This is a genomic window from Pseudomonas sp. FP2335, from assembly GCF_030687535.1.
Classification (GTDB): domain Bacteria; phylum Pseudomonadota; class Gammaproteobacteria; order Pseudomonadales; family Pseudomonadaceae; genus Aquipseudomonas.
In genome coordinates, this window is the sequence record NZ_CP117437.1 from 2,619,688 (window position 1) to 2,640,140 (window position 20,453).

A 20,453-nucleotide genomic window follows, 5' to 3' on the forward strand; every position below is an offset into this window, starting at 1 on the left:
AGAAGGGTCAACTGCTCAGATCGAAATCTACATCCAAAACGAAAGCGTTACCGCTGGGGTTGGTGTCAGTGGTACCTCTCAACTGGCCACTGATTTTAATGATGCCTGCACTCAAGCTCAGGATGGTCAATGTTCCGGCGATGCAAGTTACCGTGTAATGTTCCGTGGGCGACTTGACTGCATACCATACTTTGACCTCGGTAAACTCCTGCTTGGACAAGTCGATAACGCTGCCTGTGCGAACATTGTCGGGCAGTTGGATATGTATTTCCTTAATGGTTACGGAGTTGTCCGCATGTCGTGCGTCAATGCTGTAGGTTGCCCGCTCGAAGTCATGTTTTAGTGTCAGTGTCTGAAAAATAACGGGTGACAAATTGATCTTTGCATCGAATTGCCCGGTGGCCATAAGGCGCTTTGGACGTAACAGCTTTTGTTGTGCGGGCGTTAAAGCTTGCTGTTGTGCGGACATGATAGCTTCTCCATCGCTGATGAATGTGCGTGTAACAGAGGTGTCAGCGGCTCTGTCATGAAGCATGAGATAGGAGAGTGTAGGCGCTGTAAACTGTCAACACTAACAGTATACGAATGCAACAGTGTATGAGCGCCTGAGAGTTCAACGACTCTTTGCTACAGAAGTACGTGTTAGCGGCTGCCTGCTGTTAAGGGATACATCTAAGTGGTGACGTTTTAATCAGCTTTTGTACTAATGGACTGTGTGTCAAGTGACAGCGCTGAACCAGACCGAGCCGCTTTTGCGGCGAATGTGCATTAATGGCTAGGGACGCTGTGCGACTCAGCCAAACAGCCCCGCCGCGATATTGATCGAGAAACCGAGGATCGCGGTGTTGAACAGAAACCCGATCAAGGACTGCCCCAGCACTACCTTGCGCATGCCCCGCGTGGCCACACCCACATCCGAAGTTTGCACCGCCACGCCGATGGTGAACGAGAAGTACAGGAAGTCCCAGTAATTGGGCGTCGTCAGGCCTTCGGCAAAACGTAGCGCCGGTTCCTTGCCGTCCCAGGTGTAATACAGGCGGGCGTAATGCACGCTGAAAATCACCCCGATCAGCAACCACGAACCCATGACCGTCAAGCCAGTAAAACCGTAATGCAGCAGACGTTCGGTGGTGGCCAGGTCCTTGCTGCCGACCAGTTCGAAAGTGATGGTCGCCAGGCTAGCGATAGCGGCAATGCACACCGTGAACAGCACCAGCCCGGCGTTTTCATCTTCGATTTCGGCGATGCGTTTGACGTCCGGGGCCTTGGCGCGGATGGTCAGCCACAGCATCAGTATCAGGTAGGTCCAGACACCGGCGTTCCAGCCGATGAGGGTTTTGCTGATGAGGCTGCCGGCGGGGACCAGGATGCCGACGGCAAGGCCGAGCAGGGCGGCGGCGGAGAGGCGAGGGTGGGTGCGGGCGAGGAAGGGCATAGGGACTCACAGCTGACGGCGTGTGAGCAGACTGTACAGGAACGAGAATGCGGTAACTAACCCCCTGTGGGAGCGGGCTTGCTCGCGAAGGAGGTGTGTCAGTCAACTCATTCATTGGCTGACCCACCGCCTTCGCGAGCAAGCCCGCTCCCACACAAGCCCGCTCCCACAAGGGGAACTGCGGTGTTGGGGCTATCGAGGCTTTTTCTTCACGAGTTTCATGACCACCACAAAGAACACCGGCACAAACACCACCGCCAGCGTCGCCGTGATCATCCCGCCAATCACCCCCGTACCAATCGCCTGCTGGCTCGCGGAGCTGGCCCCGGTGGCAATCGCCAGCGGCACCACGCCAAGGATGAACGCCAGCGAGGTCATGATGATCGGCCGCAAACGCAGGCGCGCGGCCTTCAATGTCGCGCTGATCAAGTCTTCACCTTGGTCGTACAAGTCCTTGGCAAACTCGATGATCAAAATCGCGTTCTTCGCCGACAGGCCGATGATGGTGATCAAGCCCACTTTGAAAAACACATCGTTGGGCATGCCGCGCAAGGTCACTGCCAACACCGCGCCAAGCACGCCCAGCGGCACCACCAGCAGTACCGACGTTGGAATCGACCAGCTTTCATACAGCGCCGCCAGGCACAAGAACACGATCAACAACGACAGGCCCAACAGCAACGGTGCCTGGGCGCCGGACAAACGTTCCTGCAACGACAGCCCGGTCCATTCCTGACCCAGGCCAGCGGGTAACTGGCTGACCAGTCGCTGGATTTCATCCATCGCTTCGCCCGTACTGTGCCCTGGCGCCGCTTCACCGCTGATCGCAATTGCCGGGTAGCCGTTATACCGGGTCAACTGCGCCGGGCCTTGGGTCCACTTGGCTTCGACAAATGCCGACAGCGGTACCATCTTGCCGGCGTTGTTGCGCACGTGGATCTTCATCACGTCTGCCACCTGGCTGCGCTGGTCGCCTTCGGCCTGCACCACCACGCGCTGCATGCGGCCCTGGTTGGGGAAGTCGTTGATATAGGCCGAGCCGATCGCCGACGACAACACATTGCCCACGTCCGCAAAGGACACGCCCAACGCATTGGCTTGCTTGCGGTCCACCACCAGTTGCACCTGCGGCGCCTCGGCCAGGGCGCTTTCGCGCACGTTGGCGAGGATCGGGCTTTTCTCGGCGGCCGCCAGCAACTCGGTACGCGCCGCCATCAAGGCCGCATGGCCGACGCCGCCACGGTCCTGCAAGCGGAATTCGAACCCGCTCGACGTACCCAGCCCATCCACCGGCGGCGGCAGGATCGCGTAGGCAATCGCATCCTTAAGTTCGCTGAAGGCCATGTTGGCGCGGTCGGCAATCGACGCCGCGGAGTCGTCGCTGCCGCGCTCGGACCAATCCTTGAGCGTGGTAAACGCCAGCGCCGCGTTCTGCCCCGAACCGGAGAAACTGAAGCCCATGATCATGGTGGTATCGCCCACCCCAGGCTCGCCGGTGTTATGCGCTTCGATCTGCTCGGCCACCTGCACCGTGCGGTTCTTGCTCGCGCCGGGCGGCAGCTGGATGTCGGTGATGGTGTAGCCCTGGTCCTCCACCGGCAGGAACGAGGAGGGCAGGCGCATAAACATCAGCCCCAGGCCCACCAGTAGTACGGCATAGATCAACAGGTAGCGGCCGCTGCGTTTGAGGGCATAGGCCACCCAGCCTTCGTAGCGGTCGGTGAGCTGTTCAAAACGCCGGTTGAACCAGCCGAAAAAGCCGCCCTTGGCGTGGTGTTCATCCTTGGCAATCGGTTTGAGCAAGGTGGCGCACAGCGCCGGCGTCAAGGTCAGGGCGAGGAACGCCGAGAACAGGATCGAGGTGGCCATCGACAGCGAGAACTGCTGATAGATCACCCCCACCGAACCGGCCATGAACGCCATCGGCAGGAACACCGCCACCAGCACCAGGGTGATGCCGACAATGGCCCCGGTGATCTGGCCCATGGCTTTACGCGTGGCTTCCTTGGGCGACAGGCCTTCGGTGACCATGATCCGCTCGACGTTCTCCACCACCACGATTGCATCGTCCACCAGGATGCCGATCGCTAGCACCATGCCAAACATGGTCAGCACGTTGATCGAGAACCCCAGCAGCAACATGGTGGCAAAGGTGCCCATCAACGCAATCGGCACCACCAGTGTCGGGATCAGCGTGTAGCGCACGTTCTGCAAGAACAGGAACATCACCGCAAACACCAGCGCCATGGCCTCGAGCAAGGTGTAGACCACCTTGGTGATCGAGACTTTGACGAACGGCGAGGTGTCGTACGGAATCTTGTACTCCACGTTCGCCGGGAAGTAGCGCGACAGCTCATCCATCTTTGCCCGCACCAGGGTCGCGGTGTTCAACGCGTTGGCGCCCGGCGCCAGTTGCACGCTGACGGCGGTGGACGGCTTGCCGTTCAGGCGCGTGGAGAACTGGTATTCCTGGCTGCCGATTTCCACCCGTGCCACATCGCCGATGCGCACGGTAGAACCGTCGGGGTTGGCCTTGAGCACGATGTCGGCGAATTCTGCCGGTGTCGACAGCTGGCCCTTGACCAGGATCGCAGCCGTGATTTCCTGGGTGTTTGTACCCGGCAGATCACCGATGCTGCCCGCTGAAACCTGGGCGTTCTGCGCGCTGATCGCCGCATTCACATCGGCGGGCGTGAGGTTGAAACCGATCAGCTTCTGCGGGTCGACCCAGATACGCATCGCGCGTTCGGCGCCGTACAGCTGGGCCTTGCCCACACCGTCCAGGCGCTTGAGCTCGTTCATCACGTTGCGCGCCAGGTAATCGCTGAGCGCCACGTCATCAAGCTTGCCGTCGTTAGACGTGAGGGTCACCAACAGCAGGAAGCCGGCGGAGACTTTCTCCACCTGCAAACCCTGCTGGGTCACGGCTTGCGGCAAGCGCGGCTCTACCGCTTTGAGGCGGTTTTGCACATCGACCTGAGCCATTTCCGGGTTGGTGCCCGGCTGGAAGGTGGCGGTGATGGTGGCCGAACCGAGGCTGCTCTGGGACTCGAAATACAGCAGGTGATCGGCGCCGTTGAGCTCCTGCTCGATCAGGCTGACCACGCTTTGATCCAGGGTCTGCGCCGAGGCGCCGGGGTACACCGCGTAGATTTCCACCTTGGGCGGCGCGACGTTGGGGTACTGCGCCACCGGCAACTGCGGGATCGCCAGCAAACCGGCGAGCAGGATGAACAGGGCGACCACCCAGGCGAAGATCGGGCGGTCAATAAAGAACTGCGGCATGTCGGATTATTCCTTTGCGAGCTGGCCGGAGGTTGGGCTGTCGTCCACCTCGACTTTTTCCCCGGGGCGGGCGTGTTGCAGGCCTTCGACGATGATGCGGTCACCGGGCTTGAGGCCGTGGCTGACCACCCAGCGATCGTTGATCACCGCACCCAGCTCCACGGGTTGCTGGCTGACGGTCTGCTCGGCGTCCAATAGCAACACCATGGGGATGCCTGCGCTGTCACGGGTGATGGCGCGTTGCGGAACGCTGATGCCTTGGCTGTCGACGGCCTGCTCCAGGCGCACCCGCACAAAGCTGCCGGGCAACAGGTCGAGGTCCGGGTTGGGGAACTCGCTGCGCAGGATGATCTGGCCGGTGCCGGGGTCGACGCTGATCTCGGCGAACAGCAACTTGCCTGGCAACGGGTAGAGGCTGCCATCGTCCTGGATCAGCGTGGCCTTGGCCTGGTCCTGGCCAACCTGCTTCAAGCTGCCGGCACGGAAGGCGCGGCGCAGATCATTCAGCTCACGGGTGGATTGGGTCAGGTCGGCGTGGATCGGGTCCAACTGCTGGATGATCGCCAGCGGCGTGGCTTCGTTCTGGCCCACCAGGGCGCCTTCGGTGACCAGCGCCCGGCCGATACGCCCGGAAATCGGCGCGGTCACGGTGGCGTAGCCCAGGTTCAACCTGGCGCGCTCGACGGCGGCCTTGTTGGCGGCGACTTCGGCGTTGGTCTGGCGCACGGCGGCGCGGGCGTTGTCGTAGTCCTGGCCGCTGATGGCGTTGCCTTCCACCAATTGGCTGTAGCGCTGCTCCTGCAGGCGCGCCTTGAAGGCGTCTGCCTCGGCCTTGCTCAAGTTGGCCAGGGCACTGTCGAGGTCGGCCTTGAACGGGGCCGGGTCGATACGGAACAGCACGTCGCCCTGTTTGACGTCATGGCCTTCCTTGAACACCCGCTGCATCACCACGCCGGCGACCCGTGCGCGCACTTCAGCGATGCGCGGCGCGGCAATGCGCCCGCTCAGCTCGCTGCTGATCGACAGGGGCTTGGCTTCCAGGGTTTCGATGCGCACTTTGGCCAGGGGCATTTGCGGCGCTTGGGCGCCAGAGTCGCCACACGCGCTCAGGGCCAGGGTGAGGGCCAGCAGGCAAAATGGCGCAAACAGATTCTTCGACATGCTCTTATCCCAATAATGAGAGGTGCATCCTAAGGTCACGGGTGGGGGAGTGCTGTGAAGCTATGTAGGGGGTGTGTGAAGAAATGTAAGGTGCCGCCCATAGTCGGCAGAGGACGTATATCCTTGCACAATCCTGCAAACACCAAAGATCGAATAATGTGGGAGCGGGCTTGCTCGCGAATGCGGTGGGTCAGTCACCTGATGAGTTGGCTGGCCCACCGCATTCGCGAGCAAGCCCGCTCCCACATTGGATTTGTGTATGACTTTTAACCGTATCTACTGGAAACACCATGCCCAACATCCTCCTGGTGGAAGACGACGCCGCACTTTCCGAGCTGATTGCCAGCTACCTGGAACGCAATGGCTACCACGTCAGTGTGCTCAGCCGTGGCGATCATGTCCGTGAACGCGCACGCCTGAACCCGCCGGACCTGGTGATCCTCGACCTGATGCTGCCCGGCCTCGACGGCCTGCAAGTGTGCCGCCTGCTGCGCGCCGACTCGGCGGGCCTGCCGATCCTGATGCTGACCGCCCGCGACGACAGCCACGATCAGGTGCTGGGCCTGGAAATGGGCGCCGACGACTACGTCACCAAACCCTGCGAACCTCGCGTGCTGCTGGCCCGCGTGCGCACCTTGCTGCGCCGCAGCAGCCTGTCCGAGCCGCAGGTGGCCAACGACCAGATCATCATGGGCAACCTGTGCATCGATCTGTCGGAGCGCACCGTGACCTGGCGCGAACAGGTGGTGGAGCTGTCCAGCGGCGAATACAACCTGCTGGTGGTGCTGGCCCGGCATGCCGGTGAAGTGCTCAGCCGCGACCAGATCCTGCAACGCCTGCGCGGCATCGAGTTCAACGGCACCGACCGCTCGGTGGACGTGGCTATCTCCAAGCTGCGCCGCAAGTTCGACGACCACGCCGGCGAAGCCCGCAAGATCAAGACGGTGTGGGGCAAGGGCTACCTGTTCAGCCGTTCCGAGTGGGAATGCTAAGCGATGTTTCGTGTACTCCTCAGGCTGTACCTGATCATCATCGTCACCTACAGCGCAGCGACGTTCCTGATTCCCAAGCTGGTGATCCAACTGTTCGAACACCGCTACATGGACTACAACGTCGAGCAGTCGCGGGGCATGCAGAAGCTGATCGTCAAGCAATACCTGCGCGCGCCGGTGGAGCGCTGGTCCCAGGTCACTGAACACCTCAACGCCGATTTCGCGCCGCTCAAAGTGCAATTGCTGTTGCGCCAGGACGCCAGCTACACACCAGAAGAAGAGCAACAACTGGCGGCCGGCAAACCGGTGATCCGCCTGGGCGAATGGGGTTGGATGGAGGACATCAGTTCGCCGATCAACCAACAGTTCGTGGTCAAGCTGACCATCCCGCCCGACCCACTGGACATGAACCTGCTGTATTGGTCGATGAACGTGCTGATCGGCGCCGCGCTGCTGGCGTGCCTGCTGGTCTGGCTGCGCCCGCACTGGCGAGACCTGGAGCGCCTGAAAAGCACTGCCGCACAACTGGGGCGGGGCAATTTGGCGGAGCGTACGCGGATTCCATCAAGCTCCAACATCGGCAGCCTCGCGGCGGTGTTCGACACCATGGCCGATGACATCGAGCACCTGCTCAACCAGCAACGCGATTTGCTCAACGCCGTCTCCCATGAACTGCGCACACCGCTCACGCGCCTGGATTTCGGCCTGGCCCTGGCGCTGTCCGATGACTTGCCCGAGGCCAGCCGCGCACGCCTGCAAAGCCTGGTGGCGCATATCCGCGAGCTGGATGAACTGGTGCTGGAACTGCTTTCCTACAGCCGCCTGCAAAACCCGGCGCAGTTGCCGGAGCGGGTCGACGTGGTGCTCGATGAGTTTATCGACAGCGTGCTCGGCAGCGTCGATGACGAACTGGAGAATCCCGACATCGTCATCGATGTGGCCCTGGACTGCGCCGTCGAACGCTTCAACCTCGACCCGCGTCTCACCGCCCGCGTGCTGCAAAACCTGCTGCGCAACGCCACGCGCTACTGCGATGGACGCATTCAAGTGGGGGTCAAGGTCGGGGCCGACGGCTGCGAGATCTGGGTCGACGACGATGGCATCGGCATCCCGCTGGACCAGCGTGAGCGTATCTTCGAGCCGTTCTACCGCCTCGACCGCAGCCGCGACCGCGCCACCGGCGGTTTCGGCCTGGGGTTGGCGATCAGCCGACGCGCCATGGAGGCCCAAGGCGGTACATTGATCGCCCAGGCCTCGCCGCTGGGCGGCGCGCGCTTTCGCCTGTGGTTGCCCAGCGTGCCTTGACCCTACGATCCCCCAAGGGCTGAACCAGCAGGGCGGTGGGATGCAGGGGGTAAAAACACAAAATGATCTAAAGTCAGATCATATTGATATAAGTCGTTATAAGAAAAATCGCTATCCTGCCGCCAGAAATTTATATGGCCGCAGGTAGCTGTAATGGATGTGGGTAATTTTGGTTTCGTCGTTGCCGGCCTGATCGTGGGTTTTATCGTGGGCATGACCGGTGTGGGCGGGGGCTCGTTGATGACCCCGATCCTGTTGTGGTTCGGCATCAACCCGGCCACTGCCGTGGGCACCGACCTGTTGTACGCGGCAATCACCAAGTCCGGTGGCGTGCTGGTGCATGGCAAGAACAAGAACATCGACTGGACCATCACCGGCTGGCTGACCCTGGGCAGCGTGCCCGCGGTGTTGCTGACCCTGTGGTTCCTCGCCAGCCTGCACACCGACCCCAGTTCGATGAACGCGGTGATCAAGCAGGCCCTCGGCGTGGTGCTGCTGCTGACCGCCCTGGCGATCCTGTTCAAGAGGCAGCTGTTGGCCTTCGCCCAGCGCCATGCCGGCGACAGCTACCACATGAGCCCGCGCAACCTGAACCTGTTGACGGTGGTTACCGGGGCTATCCTGGGCACCATGGTCGCACTGACGTCCATCGGCGCTGGCGCCCTCGGCACCGTGGCGTTGTTTATCCTCTATCCGTTCCTTGCCACGCGGCGCCTGGTCGGCACCGAGATCGCCCACGCCGTGCCGCTGACGCTGGTCGCGGGCCTGGGCCACGCCAGCATGGGCAACATGGATTGGCACTTACTGGGCTTCCTGTTGATGGGTTCGCTGCCGGGGATCTACATCGGCAGCCATATGACCGGCAAACTCCCGGACGGCGTACTGCGCCCGTGCCTGGCGGTGATGCTGATGGCTATCGGCTACAAACTCGCCTTCTAAGACCGTACGCCATTGAACCTGTGGGGCGGGCTTGTGTGGGAGCGGGCTCCCACAGGTTTCACCGAGGCTGGCCTCAGGCTCTCGCCGGCCCGTTGCCGATCTGCCACACAAACGGCGGCTCAGTTCCATTGATCTGCCAATCCCCGACAATCCGCGCCTTGTAGATCACCGGATTGTGCGACGACACTGTGCGCGCATTGCGCCAATGCCGATCCAGGGCCTTGCCCTGGCGGACATCCGATGCCCCCAGTGCATTGAATAATTGGCTGGTGGCGCGCTGGATCAAGTCCGACACCACCACCTGCGCGGTCGCCGATTCAATCTCGGCCGCCACATTGGCTTCGCGCTCCACCGCAGCATCCCCGCCAAACCGCGCCACATAGGCCCGTTGTGCCGGTAGCGTGGCCTTCAACGCGCTGGCCTCGGCGGCGTAGACCAGTGCTGCGACTTCGCCCACCACTTGTTGGATCTGCGCATCCCCGCTGACATGGGGCGCGTTGCCATGGCTGTAGATGCGCTTGCGGCTGCGCACCTGCTCGGCCACGTCAACCAGCGCGGCACGGCCGATCCCGGCCAGGCTGGCTAAGAGGACAAGCTGATAGAACGCGGTCTGGTATTTGAAGCGCGTGGCAAAGTCGATGACGTTTTCAGCCTCTACCACCGCATCGGTAAACCGCGAGGTGCCGCTGCCGGTGGTGCGCTGACCAAAGCCGTCCCAGTCATCGCTGTGCTCCACGCCGGGCTGGCGTGCGCGGGTGGCGGCGATCACATCGCCACCGGTGTCGCTGCGCTGGGCATACACGTCGATCCAGTCGGCGAAAATGCTGCCGGTGCTGTAGAACTTTTCACCGTTGAGTTTCCACTGGTCGCCGTCAGGGCTGACCTGGGTCACCACATCACCAATGGCGACGTTGCCGATTTCGGTCCAGGCGCAGCCAACGATATCGCCGTCGACAAAACGCTTGAACCATAGGTCGCGACCGGCACTCGGCGGCGCGTTGAGGCGGTCTTCGGCAAATGCGAAGTGCCCGCGCAGGGCCTGGGGCACGTTGGAATCGGCGGCGGCCAGTTCGATCAACAGTTCAAACAGCTGCGGCAGGGACGCGCCGCCGCCGCCGTATTCCACTGGCACGCGTACTGCGCCGAAACCCGCCTCCTTGAGCCATTGGATCGGCTCATGGGGCAGGGTGCGGGCCTGTTCGCGCTGCACGGCGCCTGCGGCGATACGCGCGAAGATCGGCCGGAAGCGGGCGGCCAGCGTGGGGTAATCGACGCCGGTGGACAGCGGGTTGATGACGTGGTGTTCGGTCATGGCAAGGGTTCCTGGGCTGTGATCAATGCAAGGGCGATTGCACAGTCCGTGCCGGGTGTGCGGGCCCGTGTTTGCGGGGGCAAGGCCGCCGTGACTGTTGCCCTGGCAACAGCGAATCGACAAACCGGCGTAATCCAGTGCAGTGACGGTTTTGCCCGCCAAGCGCCGCAACCCCCTTGCCACGGGCGTTTGCCCTGGCTGGCACGCTTGCTGCTCAAGCCTTGGGTACATCCCATTTGTACGAGGTAGTGTTCGATGAGTCAGAAGCCTGTGAAATTTGCCTACTGGGTGCCCAACGTCAGCGGCGGGTTGGTGGTCAGCAAGATCGAGCAACGCACCCACTGGGGCATCGACTACAACCGCAAACTGGCGCAGCTGGCGGAAGCGGCCGGCTTTGAATATGGCTTGACCCAGATCCGCTTTACCGCCGGCTACGGTGCGGAGAACCAGCATGAATCCGTGGCGTTCAGCCATGCGCTGCTGGCCGCGACCACCACCCTCAAAGTGATCGCCGCGATCCTGCCCGGCCCGTGGCAACCGGCGTTGGCGGCCAAGCAACTGGCGACCATCGACCAGCTCACCAACGGCCGTATCGCGGTCAATATCGTCAGCGGCTGGTTCAAGGGCGAGTTCCAGGCTATTGGCGAACACTGGCTGGAGCACGATGAGCGTTATCGCCGCTCCGAAGAATTTATCCGCGCGCTCAAAGGCATCTGGACCAAGGACGATTTCACCTTTAAAGGCGATTTCTACCGTTTCAACAACTACACGCTCAAACCAAAGCCATTGGGCCAGCCGGAAGTGTTCCAGGGCGGCAGCTCACGGGCTGCGCGGGACATGGCGGCGCGGGTGTCGGACTGGTATTTCACCAATGGCAACACCCCGCAGGGCATCAAGGCCCAGGTCGATGACATCCGCGCCAAGGCGGCGGCGAATAACCATTCGGTCAAAATCGGCGTGAACGCCTTTGTGATCGCCCGCGACACCGAAGAAGAAGCCCGCGCCGTGCTCGCCGAGATCATCGACAAGGCCGACCCGGAAGCGGTGAATGCCTTTGGCGACGCGGCCAGGCAGGCGGGCAAGGCGTCGCCGGAAGGCGAGGGCAATTGGGCCAAGTCCAGCTTTGAGGACCTGGTGCAGTACAACGACGGCTTCAAGACAAACCTGATCGGCACCCCGCAGCAGATTGCCGAACGCATCGTCGCGCTCAAGGCCGTGGGGGTGGATTTGGTGCTCGCCGGGTTCCTGCACTTCCAGGAAGAGGTCGAATACTTCGGCAAGCGCGTGTTGCCGCTTGTGCGTGAGCTGGAAGCCAACGCCGCGATCAATGTAGTGAGCGAGCTTGCAGGGTAAGGACTTCGAAGCCGTCCGCCGTGACGGCCACGGTGTGTTCCCATTGCGCCGACAGGCTGTTGTCCTTGGTCACCACCGTCCAGCCATCCTTGAGGCTGCGTGTCTTGGCGCCGCCCTGGTTGAGCATCGGCTCCACGGTAAACACCATGCCTTCGCGCAGTTCCAGCCCGGTGCCGGGGCGGCCGAAGTGCAGAACCTGCGGTTCTTCATGCATCTGCCGGCCGATGCCGTGCCCGCAGTATTCGCGCACCACGCTGTAGCCATTGGCCTGGGCGTGGCTCTGGATAGCGTGGCCGATGTCGCCCAGGCGCGCGCCAGGCTTGACCTGGCGGATGCCGGCCCACATCGCTTCGAAGGTCTGCTCGACCAGGCGCCGGGCCTTGGGGGCGACGCTGCCAATCATGTACATCTTGCTGGAATCGGCGATGTAGCCGCCTTTTTCCAGGGTGATGTCGATATTAATGATGTCGCCGTCCTTCAACACGGCTTTGGCGCTGGGCATGCCGTGGCACACCACTTCGTTGATCGAGGTGTTGATCGAGAACGGATAGTCATATTGGCCGAGGCTGGCCGGGCGGGCCTGCAGGTCGTTGCGGATGAAGGCTTCGACGGCGGCGTCCAGCTCCAGGGTGGAGCGGCCAGCGGCGACAAAACCGTCGAGCATGTCGAACACTTGCGCCAGCAGGCGCCCGGATTCACGCATCACAGCCAGTTGTGCGGCGGTCTTGATCATCAACTGCGCCCCCGGATCAGGTCGGGTTTATCCAGCAGCAACTTGTTGATCAGCGCGTTGTAGGGCAGGTCGGGATTGAGTTCGGCGAGCAGGCCGATCTTGATCCAGAACTCGGCCTGGGCGTTGATGGAGCGACCCATCGCGGCGCTGGCCACGCGCAGTTGTTCGTGCAGTTGGTCGGTGATCTTGACGATGCCCATGGGGTTCACTGTGATTGAGTAATATACAAAGCGTATACGTTTCGTATGTTGCGAGTAAACCTTTTGTTGACTCATCCGGCGTCGGCGGTTAATTTCAGGGCATGACCTATCAAGCCTTCCGTACCCAGCCGAGCATGATTATTACCGCCATTCCTCATTTGGCGGGATAGCGCACGGCTGTACCCAAACCCGCCCTAGAGGCGGGTTTTGTTTATCCGTCTCCAGGGCCTTCGACACAACGCCAGGAGACACCCATGAGCACCTTGCTTGAGCACTATGTGAAAAAGATCCTCGCCGCCCCGGTGTACGACCTGGCGGTGCGCACGCCCCTGCAAGCGGCGCCGGCCTTGTCGGCGTTGCTCGGCAATACCCTGCTGCTCAAGCGCGAAGACCTGCAGCCGACGTTTTCCTTCAAGATCCGCGGCGCCTACAACAAACTGGTGCAGCTCAGTGACGAGCAAAAGGCCCGGGGCGTGGTGACTGCGTCGGCGGGCAACCATGCCCAGGGCGTGGCCCTGGCGGCGCGGGAGTTGGGGATCGCGGCGCGTATCGTGATGCCGGCCACCACGCCGGAACTGAAGGTGCTCGGCGTACGCTCCCGGGGGGCCGAAGCGGTGCTGCACGGCACGAGTTTCCCGTTGGCCCTGGCCCATGCGTTGCAACTGGCCGAAGCGTCGGGGTGCACCTTTGTTTCGCCGTTCGATGATCCGGATGTGATTGCCGGCCAGGGCACGGTCGCCATGGAAATCCTGCGCCAGCAGCAAGGTCCGTTGGACGCGATCTTCGTGCCGGTGGGCGGTGGCGGCCTGATCGCCGGGATCGCGGCCTACGTCAAATACCTGCGCCCCGAGGTGCGCATCATCGGCGTTGAGCCCGAAGGTTCCAGTTGCCTGCTGGCGGCCCTGCGCGCGGGTGAGCGGGTGGTGTTGCCCGGTGTCGACGGTTTTGCCGACGGCACGGCGGTGGCGCAGGTCGGCGCCTATGGTTTTGAAATCTGCTGGGACTGGGTGGACGAGGTCATCACCGTCAGCAATGACCAACTGTGCAGCGCCATCAAGCTGATCTACGACGACACGCGCTCGATCACCGAACCGTCGGGGGCATTGGCCGTGGCAGGCATTTGCCAGTACGTCGCGCGCAGCGGCGTCCGTGGGCAGACCTTGGTGGCGGTGAATTCCGGGGCGAATATCAACTTCGATAGTTTGCGACATGTTGCAGAAAGAGTGGCTGCGCAAGCTGTGGCTTGAATCGGGGCGCCGGGTTAAACGTTTAATCGCGGCGGTTCGACGATGTTTTAAACGGCACCGTCCAACTTATATAACCGTGCTGCGCGCTTATGAGGAAAGGTTACAACAAGGTCGGATTTTGCCGAGTAGGCTTATTGACTGTAAACGTCTGCCAGGGTCGGCAAGACGCGGCAGGCCAGTGCCTGCCGGACTCACAACAATCGATTGGCAGTCTCATGAAAGGAGAGGTTGACCATGCTTTCGGAATTGGAACTTCGCAGCATCATTGAAACGAGTTTCCTGCCCAAACGGTGCGAATGCACCAAAGCCGAAGATGCTTCGCTGACGATCAAGGTCTATGACGACCGCGACCGTGACCGGGTGGATTTGGAAGTCAAAGGCATCAACGCCGACAAGCTCGACAGCAGTCGCGCCATTTGCAGCCTGATCACCGGGTTGCGCGAAGACCTCAAGCACAGCCACGCACCCACCCTGCAACGGGTGGCAGCGCGCGGCTACTGATCAGGCTGTGGTTTGAGGGTGAATCACCGAGGATCTATGGGCCTGGATAAACGCCAGGCCCAGCACGATTTCTGTCACCACTGCCAGCAGGATACCCGGGCCGGCATTGCCATTGATCCACTCACTCAGGCCCAAGGCGGCCAGCACAAAGCAGCCGCAGATAAAACCGGTGGTGATGGCGCGGCGTGTGTCGGACGCAGGTGCGTGACGAACGCGGTAAAACATGATGCCAAGGGCCAGGAACAGCGCGGCGTTACGCCGGCAGACCAGCCCCGTGGCACTTGAATACTCGACGTTCCACAACCACAGCAGCCAGTCGGGGCGCAGGCCCCACGTCAATGCGAGGGCGAAGCAGAGCAGGGCGGTAAACAGGGCGAGCGTATGAAAGCGCAGCGGCATGATGAGTCCTTTCGGCCGTGGGGTCAGCGCGCAAGGATAACCTGTCGGCACAGCTAACGCCGCCCTTTGTCAGCACGCTGTTCAATTCTGGGACATGCAGGCATCGGAGAGTTTTTTGTAGCTCACATATTGCTCTGTGCCGGCCTTGTCCAGGAACTTGATATTGGCCTTGATCACCTTGCATTCGCTGGTCTGCGGTTCGTTCATCGAAATGACTTTCTGCACATCCATGGGCATGCCGTAGCGATACGGCACGGGTTCGGCATCGGCGTGTGCCACGCCCGACACGGCGGCCAGCGTGAGGCTAAGGGCGATCAGCAGGGATTGGCTTTTCATGACAGTTCTCCAACAGCAGTTCATTGGCCCATCGAGCTGATGGGCGGACGAGCTCACTGTTGGCCCCAAGCATTAACCATGGATTAATGCCGGGGGTTGCTGACAAAAGCTTCATGTTTAAAAAGCGATTACCTACATGATCGCCGACTTTGTCCTACATCTTCGTGGTATTTAGCCCAGTTGATGACGGTAAGGCAGGTCCGGACCGGTCTTGGTGCAGGTCATCGCCGCAGCCCGGATGGCAAAGCCCATCATGCTATCGATCTGCTCGCGGGACAGCTGTTGCAGGCCCTCTACCGAGTCCATCCCATGCTCGGTCAGCCAAGTGATCAGCGCCGCCTGGAAAGTATCCCCGGCCCCGACGGTGTCGGCCATCACCACCTTGACCGCAGGGGCGGACCAATGGCCGTGCTGGCGGCTGAACACGCTGGCGCCGTCGCCACCGCGGGTCAGGAATACCAGTTGGCAACGGTGTTGCAGCCAGCCTTGCAGGACGCTCTCCGGCGACTGGTCTGGGTAAAGCAGGTGCAGGTCTTCGTCGCTGACCTTGATCAGGTCCGCATGCTGCACCAGCTCGGCGATGCGTGCGCGCCACAGCTGGATGTCCGGCTGCGGGTTGAGGCGTACGTTGGGGTCGAGGCTGATCAGGCGCTTGCCGCTTTCGCGGCGGACCAGGCTGAGCAAAGTGTCACCAACCGGCTGCACCACCAGGGAGTAGGAGCCGATATGCAGGCCACGGATGTCAGCGCCGAGTGGCGGTAGATGGTGGGCCTCCAGCAGGCGGTCGGCGCAGCCCTCGCCACGGAAGTTGTACTGCGGCGAACCATCGGTGCCCACCGCGACCATCGACAACGTGGTCGGCGCGGCAAACTGCACCAGGAACTGCTCGCTCACACCTTCATCCCTGAGCACCTGCACCAGGCGCCTGCCGAGGAAGTCGCTCGACACGCCGCCCAACAATCCCGACTCGACCCCCAGCCGACGCAAACCCACCGCCACGTTGAACGGTGATCCGCCGGCAATCGCCTTGTAATTGACCTTGGACGCCTGCCCACTGGCATCTTCCTCGCTGAAAAAATCGAACAGCGCTTCACCACACACCAGATACATAGTCGTTCGCTCTTAAAGGGTTGCCACGAGCTGCTGGTAGCGCTCGTAAGCCTGTTGATAGGCGCTCACATTGGCCGCTACCGGCACGGTACGGCTGGCCGGGTCGATACTGACGCATCTGTCGCACAGGCTGGCCAGGGATTCGCCAGACTGGCACCAGGCCGCCTGGATCGCCGCGCCCAGGGCGGCGGCTTCGCTTTGTTCGGTACAGATCACCTCGGTGTGCATGATGTCGGCGACCATCTGCCGCCACAACGGGCTTTTCGAACCACCGCCGATCAAGCGGATGCTCTGGCTTTGCAGGCCGGTCTGGCGCAGCAGGTCGAGGCCGTAGCGCAGGCCGAACGTGGTGCCCTCGATCACCGCGCGGCACAGGTTGGCGCGGCTCAGGTTACTCATGGTCAAGCCGTGCAGGCTGCCGCTGGCATGGGGCAGGGCGGGCACGCGCTCGCCGTTGAGGAACGGCAGCATGCTCACGCCATCGGCACCAATCGGTGCCTCGGCTACCTGAGCGTTGAAGGCGGCGAGGTCAAGCTCGAACAGCTCGCGGATCGCCCCGGTGGCATTGGTTAGGTTCATCGTGCAGATCAGCGGCAGCCAGCCGCCGCTGGAGGAACAGAAGGTCGCGACCGAGGCCTGGGGGCTCACGTTGGGCTGATCGGCAAAGGCGTAGACCGTGCCCGAAGAACCGAGGCTCATGGTGATTACGCCAGGGGCGATATTGCCGGTGCCGATGGCGCCCATCATGTTGTCGCCGCCGCCGCTGGACACGATGGCGCTGGGGTTGATACCCAGGCGTTCGGCGATGTGCGGCAGGATCGTACCGACGCTCTGGTCGGCCTCGATCAGTTGCGGCAACGCGTTGACCAGGCGCCCGCTGGGGTCGATATGCTGGAGCAGCGCCACATCCCATGCGCGGCTGCGCACGTTGAAATAACCGGTGCCCGATGCATCGCCATATTCCGCGACGGCGCGCCCGGTGAGCCAGTAGTTGAGGTAGTCGTGGGGCAGCAGGATGTGGGCGATGCGCGCGAACAGGTCGGGGTGTTGCTCGCGGGTCCAGAGCAGTTTGGACACGGTGTAGCCCGGCGCGATCGCCACGCCGAGCCGTTCCAGCGAGCCGCTTTCACCGCCCAGGTGCTGCAACAGGTGGTCGTTTTGCGCGCTGGTTTCGGTGTCGCACCACAGCTTGGCCGGGCGCAGGACCTGGCCCTGCTCGTCGAGCAACACCAGGCCGTGCTGTTGCCCGGAAACGCCGATGCCGAGGATGGCCTGGCCGTCCACGCCGGCCTGTTGCAAGGCACGGTGGGTAGCCTCGGTAAAGGCGTCGAGCCACTCCTGGGTGTGCTGTTCACGGCGACCATTGGCGCCGCTGATCAGGGTGTGGGCCGCCGCGCCGAGGCCCAGCACTTTGCCGCTGGTGGCGTCGAGGACGATGGCCTTGGTGCCTTGGGTGCCGCAGTCGATGCCGAGGAACAGGTTTTGCTGGGTCATGATGATTTGCTCAGCAGTTTTATTGTTTGGAGTGTTAACCCGCTGCCACATTTTTTAATTCGGTTTCTTCTGGAGTTGCTTCAGTGTTGCAGTCACGCCATTGTCGCGCAGGCTCGCATAACACTTCTCGAACGCTGCCACAAACTCAGGCGAGTTGGGAATAGCCGTACCGAAAATCTCCTCCACGCCCAACAACCGTTGGCTGATCAAGGCCTCGTCACGCACCAGCCCCTGGCAAAACTGCGCACGCGGGTCCGGGATCTTGTAGCTCACGCCATTTTCATCCACGCCCTTCAAATACAAGGCCCACGCGGCAACCACCAGCGCCGCACGTTCCGTCTCGCGGCCATCGGCGATCAAGCGGTTGATGGTCGGCACGGTGAACTTGGGAAACTTCGACGACCCATCGGAACACACGCGTTCCAGCTGGTCGGCAATCGCCTGGTTGGAGAAGCGGTCCACCAGGGTCTGCTTGTACTGCGTAAGGTCGATGCCGGGCACCGGCGCCAGGTTGGGCGTGACGTCCAGGTCCATGTAGGCGCGCATGTAGGCGACAAACAGCGGGTCATTCATGGTCTCGTGCACAAACCGGTAACCCTTGAGAAACCCCAGGTACGTGAGGGCCAGGTGGCTGCCGTTGAGCAGGCCGATCTTCATCTCTTCGTAGGGCGTGACGTCATGGGTGAACTGCACGCCGACCTTTTCCCAGGCCGGGCGGCCGTTGACGAACTTGTCTTCCAGCACCCACTGCACAAACGGCTCGCACACCACCGGCCAGGCATCGTCGATGCCATGTTTATCGTGCAATTGCAGGCGGTGGGTGGTGCTGGTCATCGGCGTGATGCGGTCGACCATGGCATTGGGGAAGCTCACATTGGCGGCGATCCAGTCACGCAGCTCGGCGTTGTGCAATGCGGCGAACGCCAGCAGCGCCTTGCGCGTGACGGCGCCGTTGTGCGGCAGGTTATCGCAGGACATCACGGTAAATGCCGGGATGCCGGCGGCGCGGCGTTGGGTCAGGGCCGCGCAGAGAAAGCCGAACACGGTCGTCGGCGCCTTGGGATGCGCCAGGTCATGTCTGATCTGCGGCAGGTGGGCCATGAACTCGCCGTTGCTGTCATCGATGCAGTAGCCGCCTTCGGTGATGGTCAACGAGACGATGCGGATCTCGGGGCTGGCGAGCTTGTCGATCAGCGCCTGGGCGCCGTCTTCGGCCAGCAGCATGTGGCTGAGGGAGCCGATCACGCGCACTTGGGTGTCGTCGCTGTCGCCCAGCTCATACAGGGTGAACAGGTAGTCCTGGCCGGCGAGGTCGTCGCGGGCCTTGCGGTCCTCGGCACGCAGGCCGACGCCGCAGATGCTCCAGTCCAGGCCTTCGCCGGTATTCATCAGCGCATCGGTGTAATACGCCTGATGCGCCCGGTGGAAACCGCCGACGCCGATGTGGGCAATGCCCTGGGAGGTATGGGTGTAAGTCGGCAGTTGTACGTCTGGCGCCAAGCGGGTGAGGTTTTGCTTATTCAGTTTCATCACAAATCTCGCGAAATCAGGCGGCAGCGCGCAGTGGACGTGCCACGGCCACGCCATCGGAGTCGAACAGGTGACAGTGCGCCGGGTCGAGGTGCAGGTGCAGGGTTTCGCCGTATTGGCTGGCCATGTCCCCGCGAATCCGCATGGTCAACGGCTCGCCGTTGGCCGTATTGACGTGGCAGAAGGTGTCGCTGCCCAGGCGTTCGCCGACGTCGGCGGTGACGGTCAGGGTGGTCTGGCCGGGAGTGGCGATTTCCAGGTGTTCCGGGCGGATACCCAGGGTCACGGCGCTGCCGACGCTCAGGCTGGCAGCACTGAGTGGCAGGCTGATGATGGTGCCGGCGTCCAGTTGCACTTCGCAACTCTGGCTGTCGACGCGGGTGACCTTGCCCTTGAGGAAGCCCATCTTCGGCGTGCCCAGGAACCCCGCGACAAACAGGTTGGCCGGTTGGTGATAGAGCTCCAGTGGCGAGCCGACCTGTTCGATGCGGCCGCTGTTGAGCACCACCACTTTGTCGGCCAGGGTCATGGCTTCGACCTGGTCGTGGGTCACGTAGATCATCGTCGCTTGCAGCTCTTTATGCAGGCGCGCCAGTTCCAGGCGCATCTGTACGCGCAGCGCGGCGTCGAGGTTGGACAGCGGTTCATCGAACAGGAAGATCTTCGGGTTGCGTACGATCGCACGGCCGATGGCGACACGCTGGCGTTGGCCGCCGGACAATTGCTTGGGCTTGCGCTCCAGCAACGGCCCCAGTTCCAGGATGCGTGCGGCTTCGCTGACCTTGCTCTCCACCAGCTGCTTGTCGACGCCGGCCAGGTCCAGGGCAAACGACATGTTTTTGCGCACGCTCATGTGCGGGTACAGCGCATAGGTCTGGAACACCATCGCCAGGTCACGCTTGGCCGGGGTCACTTCGGTGATGTCGCGCCCGTCCAGTTCGATGGTGCCATCGCTGACTTCTTCCAGCCCGGCGATCAGGCGTAGCAGGGTGGATTTGCCGCAGCCCGAGGGGCCGACGAAGACCACGAATTCCTTGTTGCTCACTTCCAGGTCGATGCCTTTGATGATCGAGAAACCTTCGAAGCCTTTTTGCAGATTCTTGATTTTCAGGTTGGCCATG

Annotated in this window: 18 protein-coding genes and 1 pseudogene; 6 read left to right on the forward strand and 13 right to left on the reverse strand. The window is 62.1% G+C overall.

Going from position 1 to position 20,453, the window contains the following annotated elements:
* Positions 1–7: 7 nt before the first annotated feature.
* From PSH81_RS11670 to PSH81_RS11685, 4 genes are all read right to left on the reverse strand, one after another.
* On the reverse strand, positions 8–469 hold the full coding sequence (locus PSH81_RS11670) for a hypothetical protein (protein ID WP_226457135.1): 462 nt from the start codon (positions 467–469) through the stop codon (positions 8–10).
* Between the two features lie 324 nt (positions 470–793).
* Positions 794–1,435 carry a DUF1345 domain-containing protein gene (locus tag PSH81_RS11675; RefSeq protein WP_226457134.1) on the reverse strand — a complete coding sequence of 214 codons (642 nt, stop codon included), beginning with the start codon at positions 1,433–1,435 and terminating at the stop codon, positions 794–796.
* A gap of 192 nt (positions 1,436–1,627) precedes the next feature.
* Positions 1,628–4,720, reverse strand: a complete 3,093-nt coding sequence (locus PSH81_RS11680) for an efflux RND transporter permease subunit (protein WP_226457133.1) — start codon at positions 4,718–4,720, stop codon at positions 1,628–1,630.
* A 6-nt stretch (positions 4,721–4,726) separates the two neighbouring features.
* Positions 4,727–5,881: an efflux RND transporter periplasmic adaptor subunit gene (locus tag PSH81_RS11685; protein ID WP_305392570.1), complete on the reverse strand. Its 1,155-nt coding sequence runs from the start codon at positions 5,879–5,881 to the stop codon at positions 4,727–4,729.
* A gap of 290 nt (positions 5,882–6,171) precedes the next feature.
* Between PSH81_RS11685 and PSH81_RS11690 the strand changes: the two genes are divergently transcribed.
* From PSH81_RS11690 to PSH81_RS11700, 3 genes are all read left to right on the forward strand, one after another.
* Complete coding sequence (locus PSH81_RS11690) at positions 6,172–6,873, forward strand: response regulator transcription factor (protein WP_192299634.1); 702 nt, start codon at positions 6,172–6,174, stop codon at positions 6,871–6,873.
* A 3-nt stretch (positions 6,874–6,876) separates the two neighbouring features.
* Positions 6,877–8,178: an ATP-binding protein gene (locus PSH81_RS11695; RefSeq protein WP_226457131.1), complete on the forward strand. Its 1,302-nt coding sequence runs from the start codon at positions 6,877–6,879 to the stop codon at positions 8,176–8,178.
* A gap of 153 nt (positions 8,179–8,331) precedes the next feature.
* Positions 8,332–9,117, forward strand: a complete 786-nt coding sequence (locus PSH81_RS11700) for a sulfite exporter TauE/SafE family protein (protein ID WP_226457130.1) — start codon at positions 8,332–8,334, stop codon at positions 9,115–9,117.
* Positions 9,118–9,190: 73 nt separating this feature from the next.
* Here the strand turns inward: PSH81_RS11700 and PSH81_RS11705 are convergent, their stop codons facing one another.
* The gene (locus PSH81_RS11705; protein ID WP_192299631.1) at positions 9,191–10,429 is read right to left on the reverse strand and encodes an acyl-CoA dehydrogenase family protein; all 1,239 of its coding nucleotides are present in this window, start codon (positions 10,427–10,429) and stop codon (positions 9,191–9,193) included.
* Between the two features lie 255 nt (positions 10,430–10,684).
* Here PSH81_RS11705 and sfnG point away from each other — a divergent pair, with 255 nt between their 5' ends.
* A complete protein-coding gene (gene sfnG, locus PSH81_RS11710; protein WP_305392571.1) occupies positions 10,685–11,782 on the forward strand; it encodes a dimethylsulfone monooxygenase SfnG in 1,098 nt (365 codons plus the stop codon).
* On the opposite strand, the gene map is transcribed toward sfnG, so the two are convergent.
* Both map and PSH81_RS11720 read right to left on the reverse strand, forming a co-directional pair.
* Positions 11,754–12,515, reverse strand: coding sequence for a type I methionyl aminopeptidase (gene map / locus PSH81_RS11715; RefSeq protein ID WP_192299629.1), 762 nt, complete (start codon positions 12,513–12,515; stop codon positions 11,754–11,756). The two genes, sfnG and map, sit on opposite strands and share 29 nt — an antisense overlap.
* The gene (locus tag PSH81_RS11720; RefSeq protein WP_305392572.1) at positions 12,515–12,715 is read right to left on the reverse strand and encodes a ParD-like family protein; all 201 of its coding nucleotides are present in this window, start codon (positions 12,713–12,715) and stop codon (positions 12,515–12,517) included. Before PSH81_RS11720 ends, map begins: the two co-directional genes overlap by 1 nt.
* Before the next feature lie 254 nt (positions 12,716–12,969).
* Between PSH81_RS11720 and ilvA the strand changes: the two are divergent.
* Positions 12,970–13,938 (forward strand): annotated as a pseudogene (ilvA, locus tag PSH81_RS11725) (threonine ammonia-lyase, biosynthetic); the annotation flags it as partial.
* Between the two features lie 258 nt (positions 13,939–14,196).
* Positions 14,197–14,463: a DUF1652 domain-containing protein gene (locus PSH81_RS11730; RefSeq protein ID WP_305392573.1), complete on the forward strand. Its 267-nt coding sequence runs from the start codon at positions 14,197–14,199 to the stop codon at positions 14,461–14,463.
* Here PSH81_RS11730 and PSH81_RS11735 read toward each other — a convergent pair whose 3' ends face one another.
* The 6 genes from PSH81_RS11735 to PSH81_RS11760 form a co-directional block, all read right to left on the reverse strand.
* Positions 14,464–14,862: a hypothetical protein gene (locus tag PSH81_RS11735; protein ID WP_226457125.1), complete on the reverse strand. Its 399-nt coding sequence runs from the start codon at positions 14,860–14,862 to the stop codon at positions 14,464–14,466. It lies immediately after the preceding gene.
* Between the two features lie 81 nt (positions 14,863–14,943).
* Entirely contained in the window at positions 14,944–15,198 is a 255-nt protein-coding gene (locus PSH81_RS11740; protein ID WP_192299624.1) for a DUF2790 domain-containing protein, read from the reverse strand.
* A 171-nt stretch (positions 15,199–15,369) separates the two neighbouring features.
* Positions 15,370–16,308 carry a carbohydrate kinase gene (locus tag PSH81_RS11745; RefSeq protein ID WP_305392574.1) on the reverse strand — a complete coding sequence of 313 codons (939 nt, stop codon included), beginning with the start codon at positions 16,306–16,308 and terminating at the stop codon, positions 15,370–15,372.
* 12 nt (positions 16,309–16,320) lie between these two features.
* Complete coding sequence (xylB, locus tag PSH81_RS11750; protein WP_305392575.1) at positions 16,321–17,802, reverse strand: xylulokinase; 1,482 nt, start codon at positions 17,800–17,802, stop codon at positions 16,321–16,323.
* A 54-nt stretch (positions 17,803–17,856) separates the two neighbouring features.
* Entirely contained in the window at positions 17,857–19,332 is a 1,476-nt protein-coding gene (locus PSH81_RS11755) for a mannitol dehydrogenase family protein (protein WP_305392576.1), read from the reverse strand.
* A 16-nt stretch (positions 19,333–19,348) separates the two neighbouring features.
* Positions 19,349–20,452, reverse strand: coding sequence for an ABC transporter ATP-binding protein (locus tag PSH81_RS11760; RefSeq protein WP_305392577.1), 1,104 nt, complete (start codon positions 20,450–20,452; stop codon positions 19,349–19,351).
* Position 20,453: the final 1 nt, after the last annotated feature.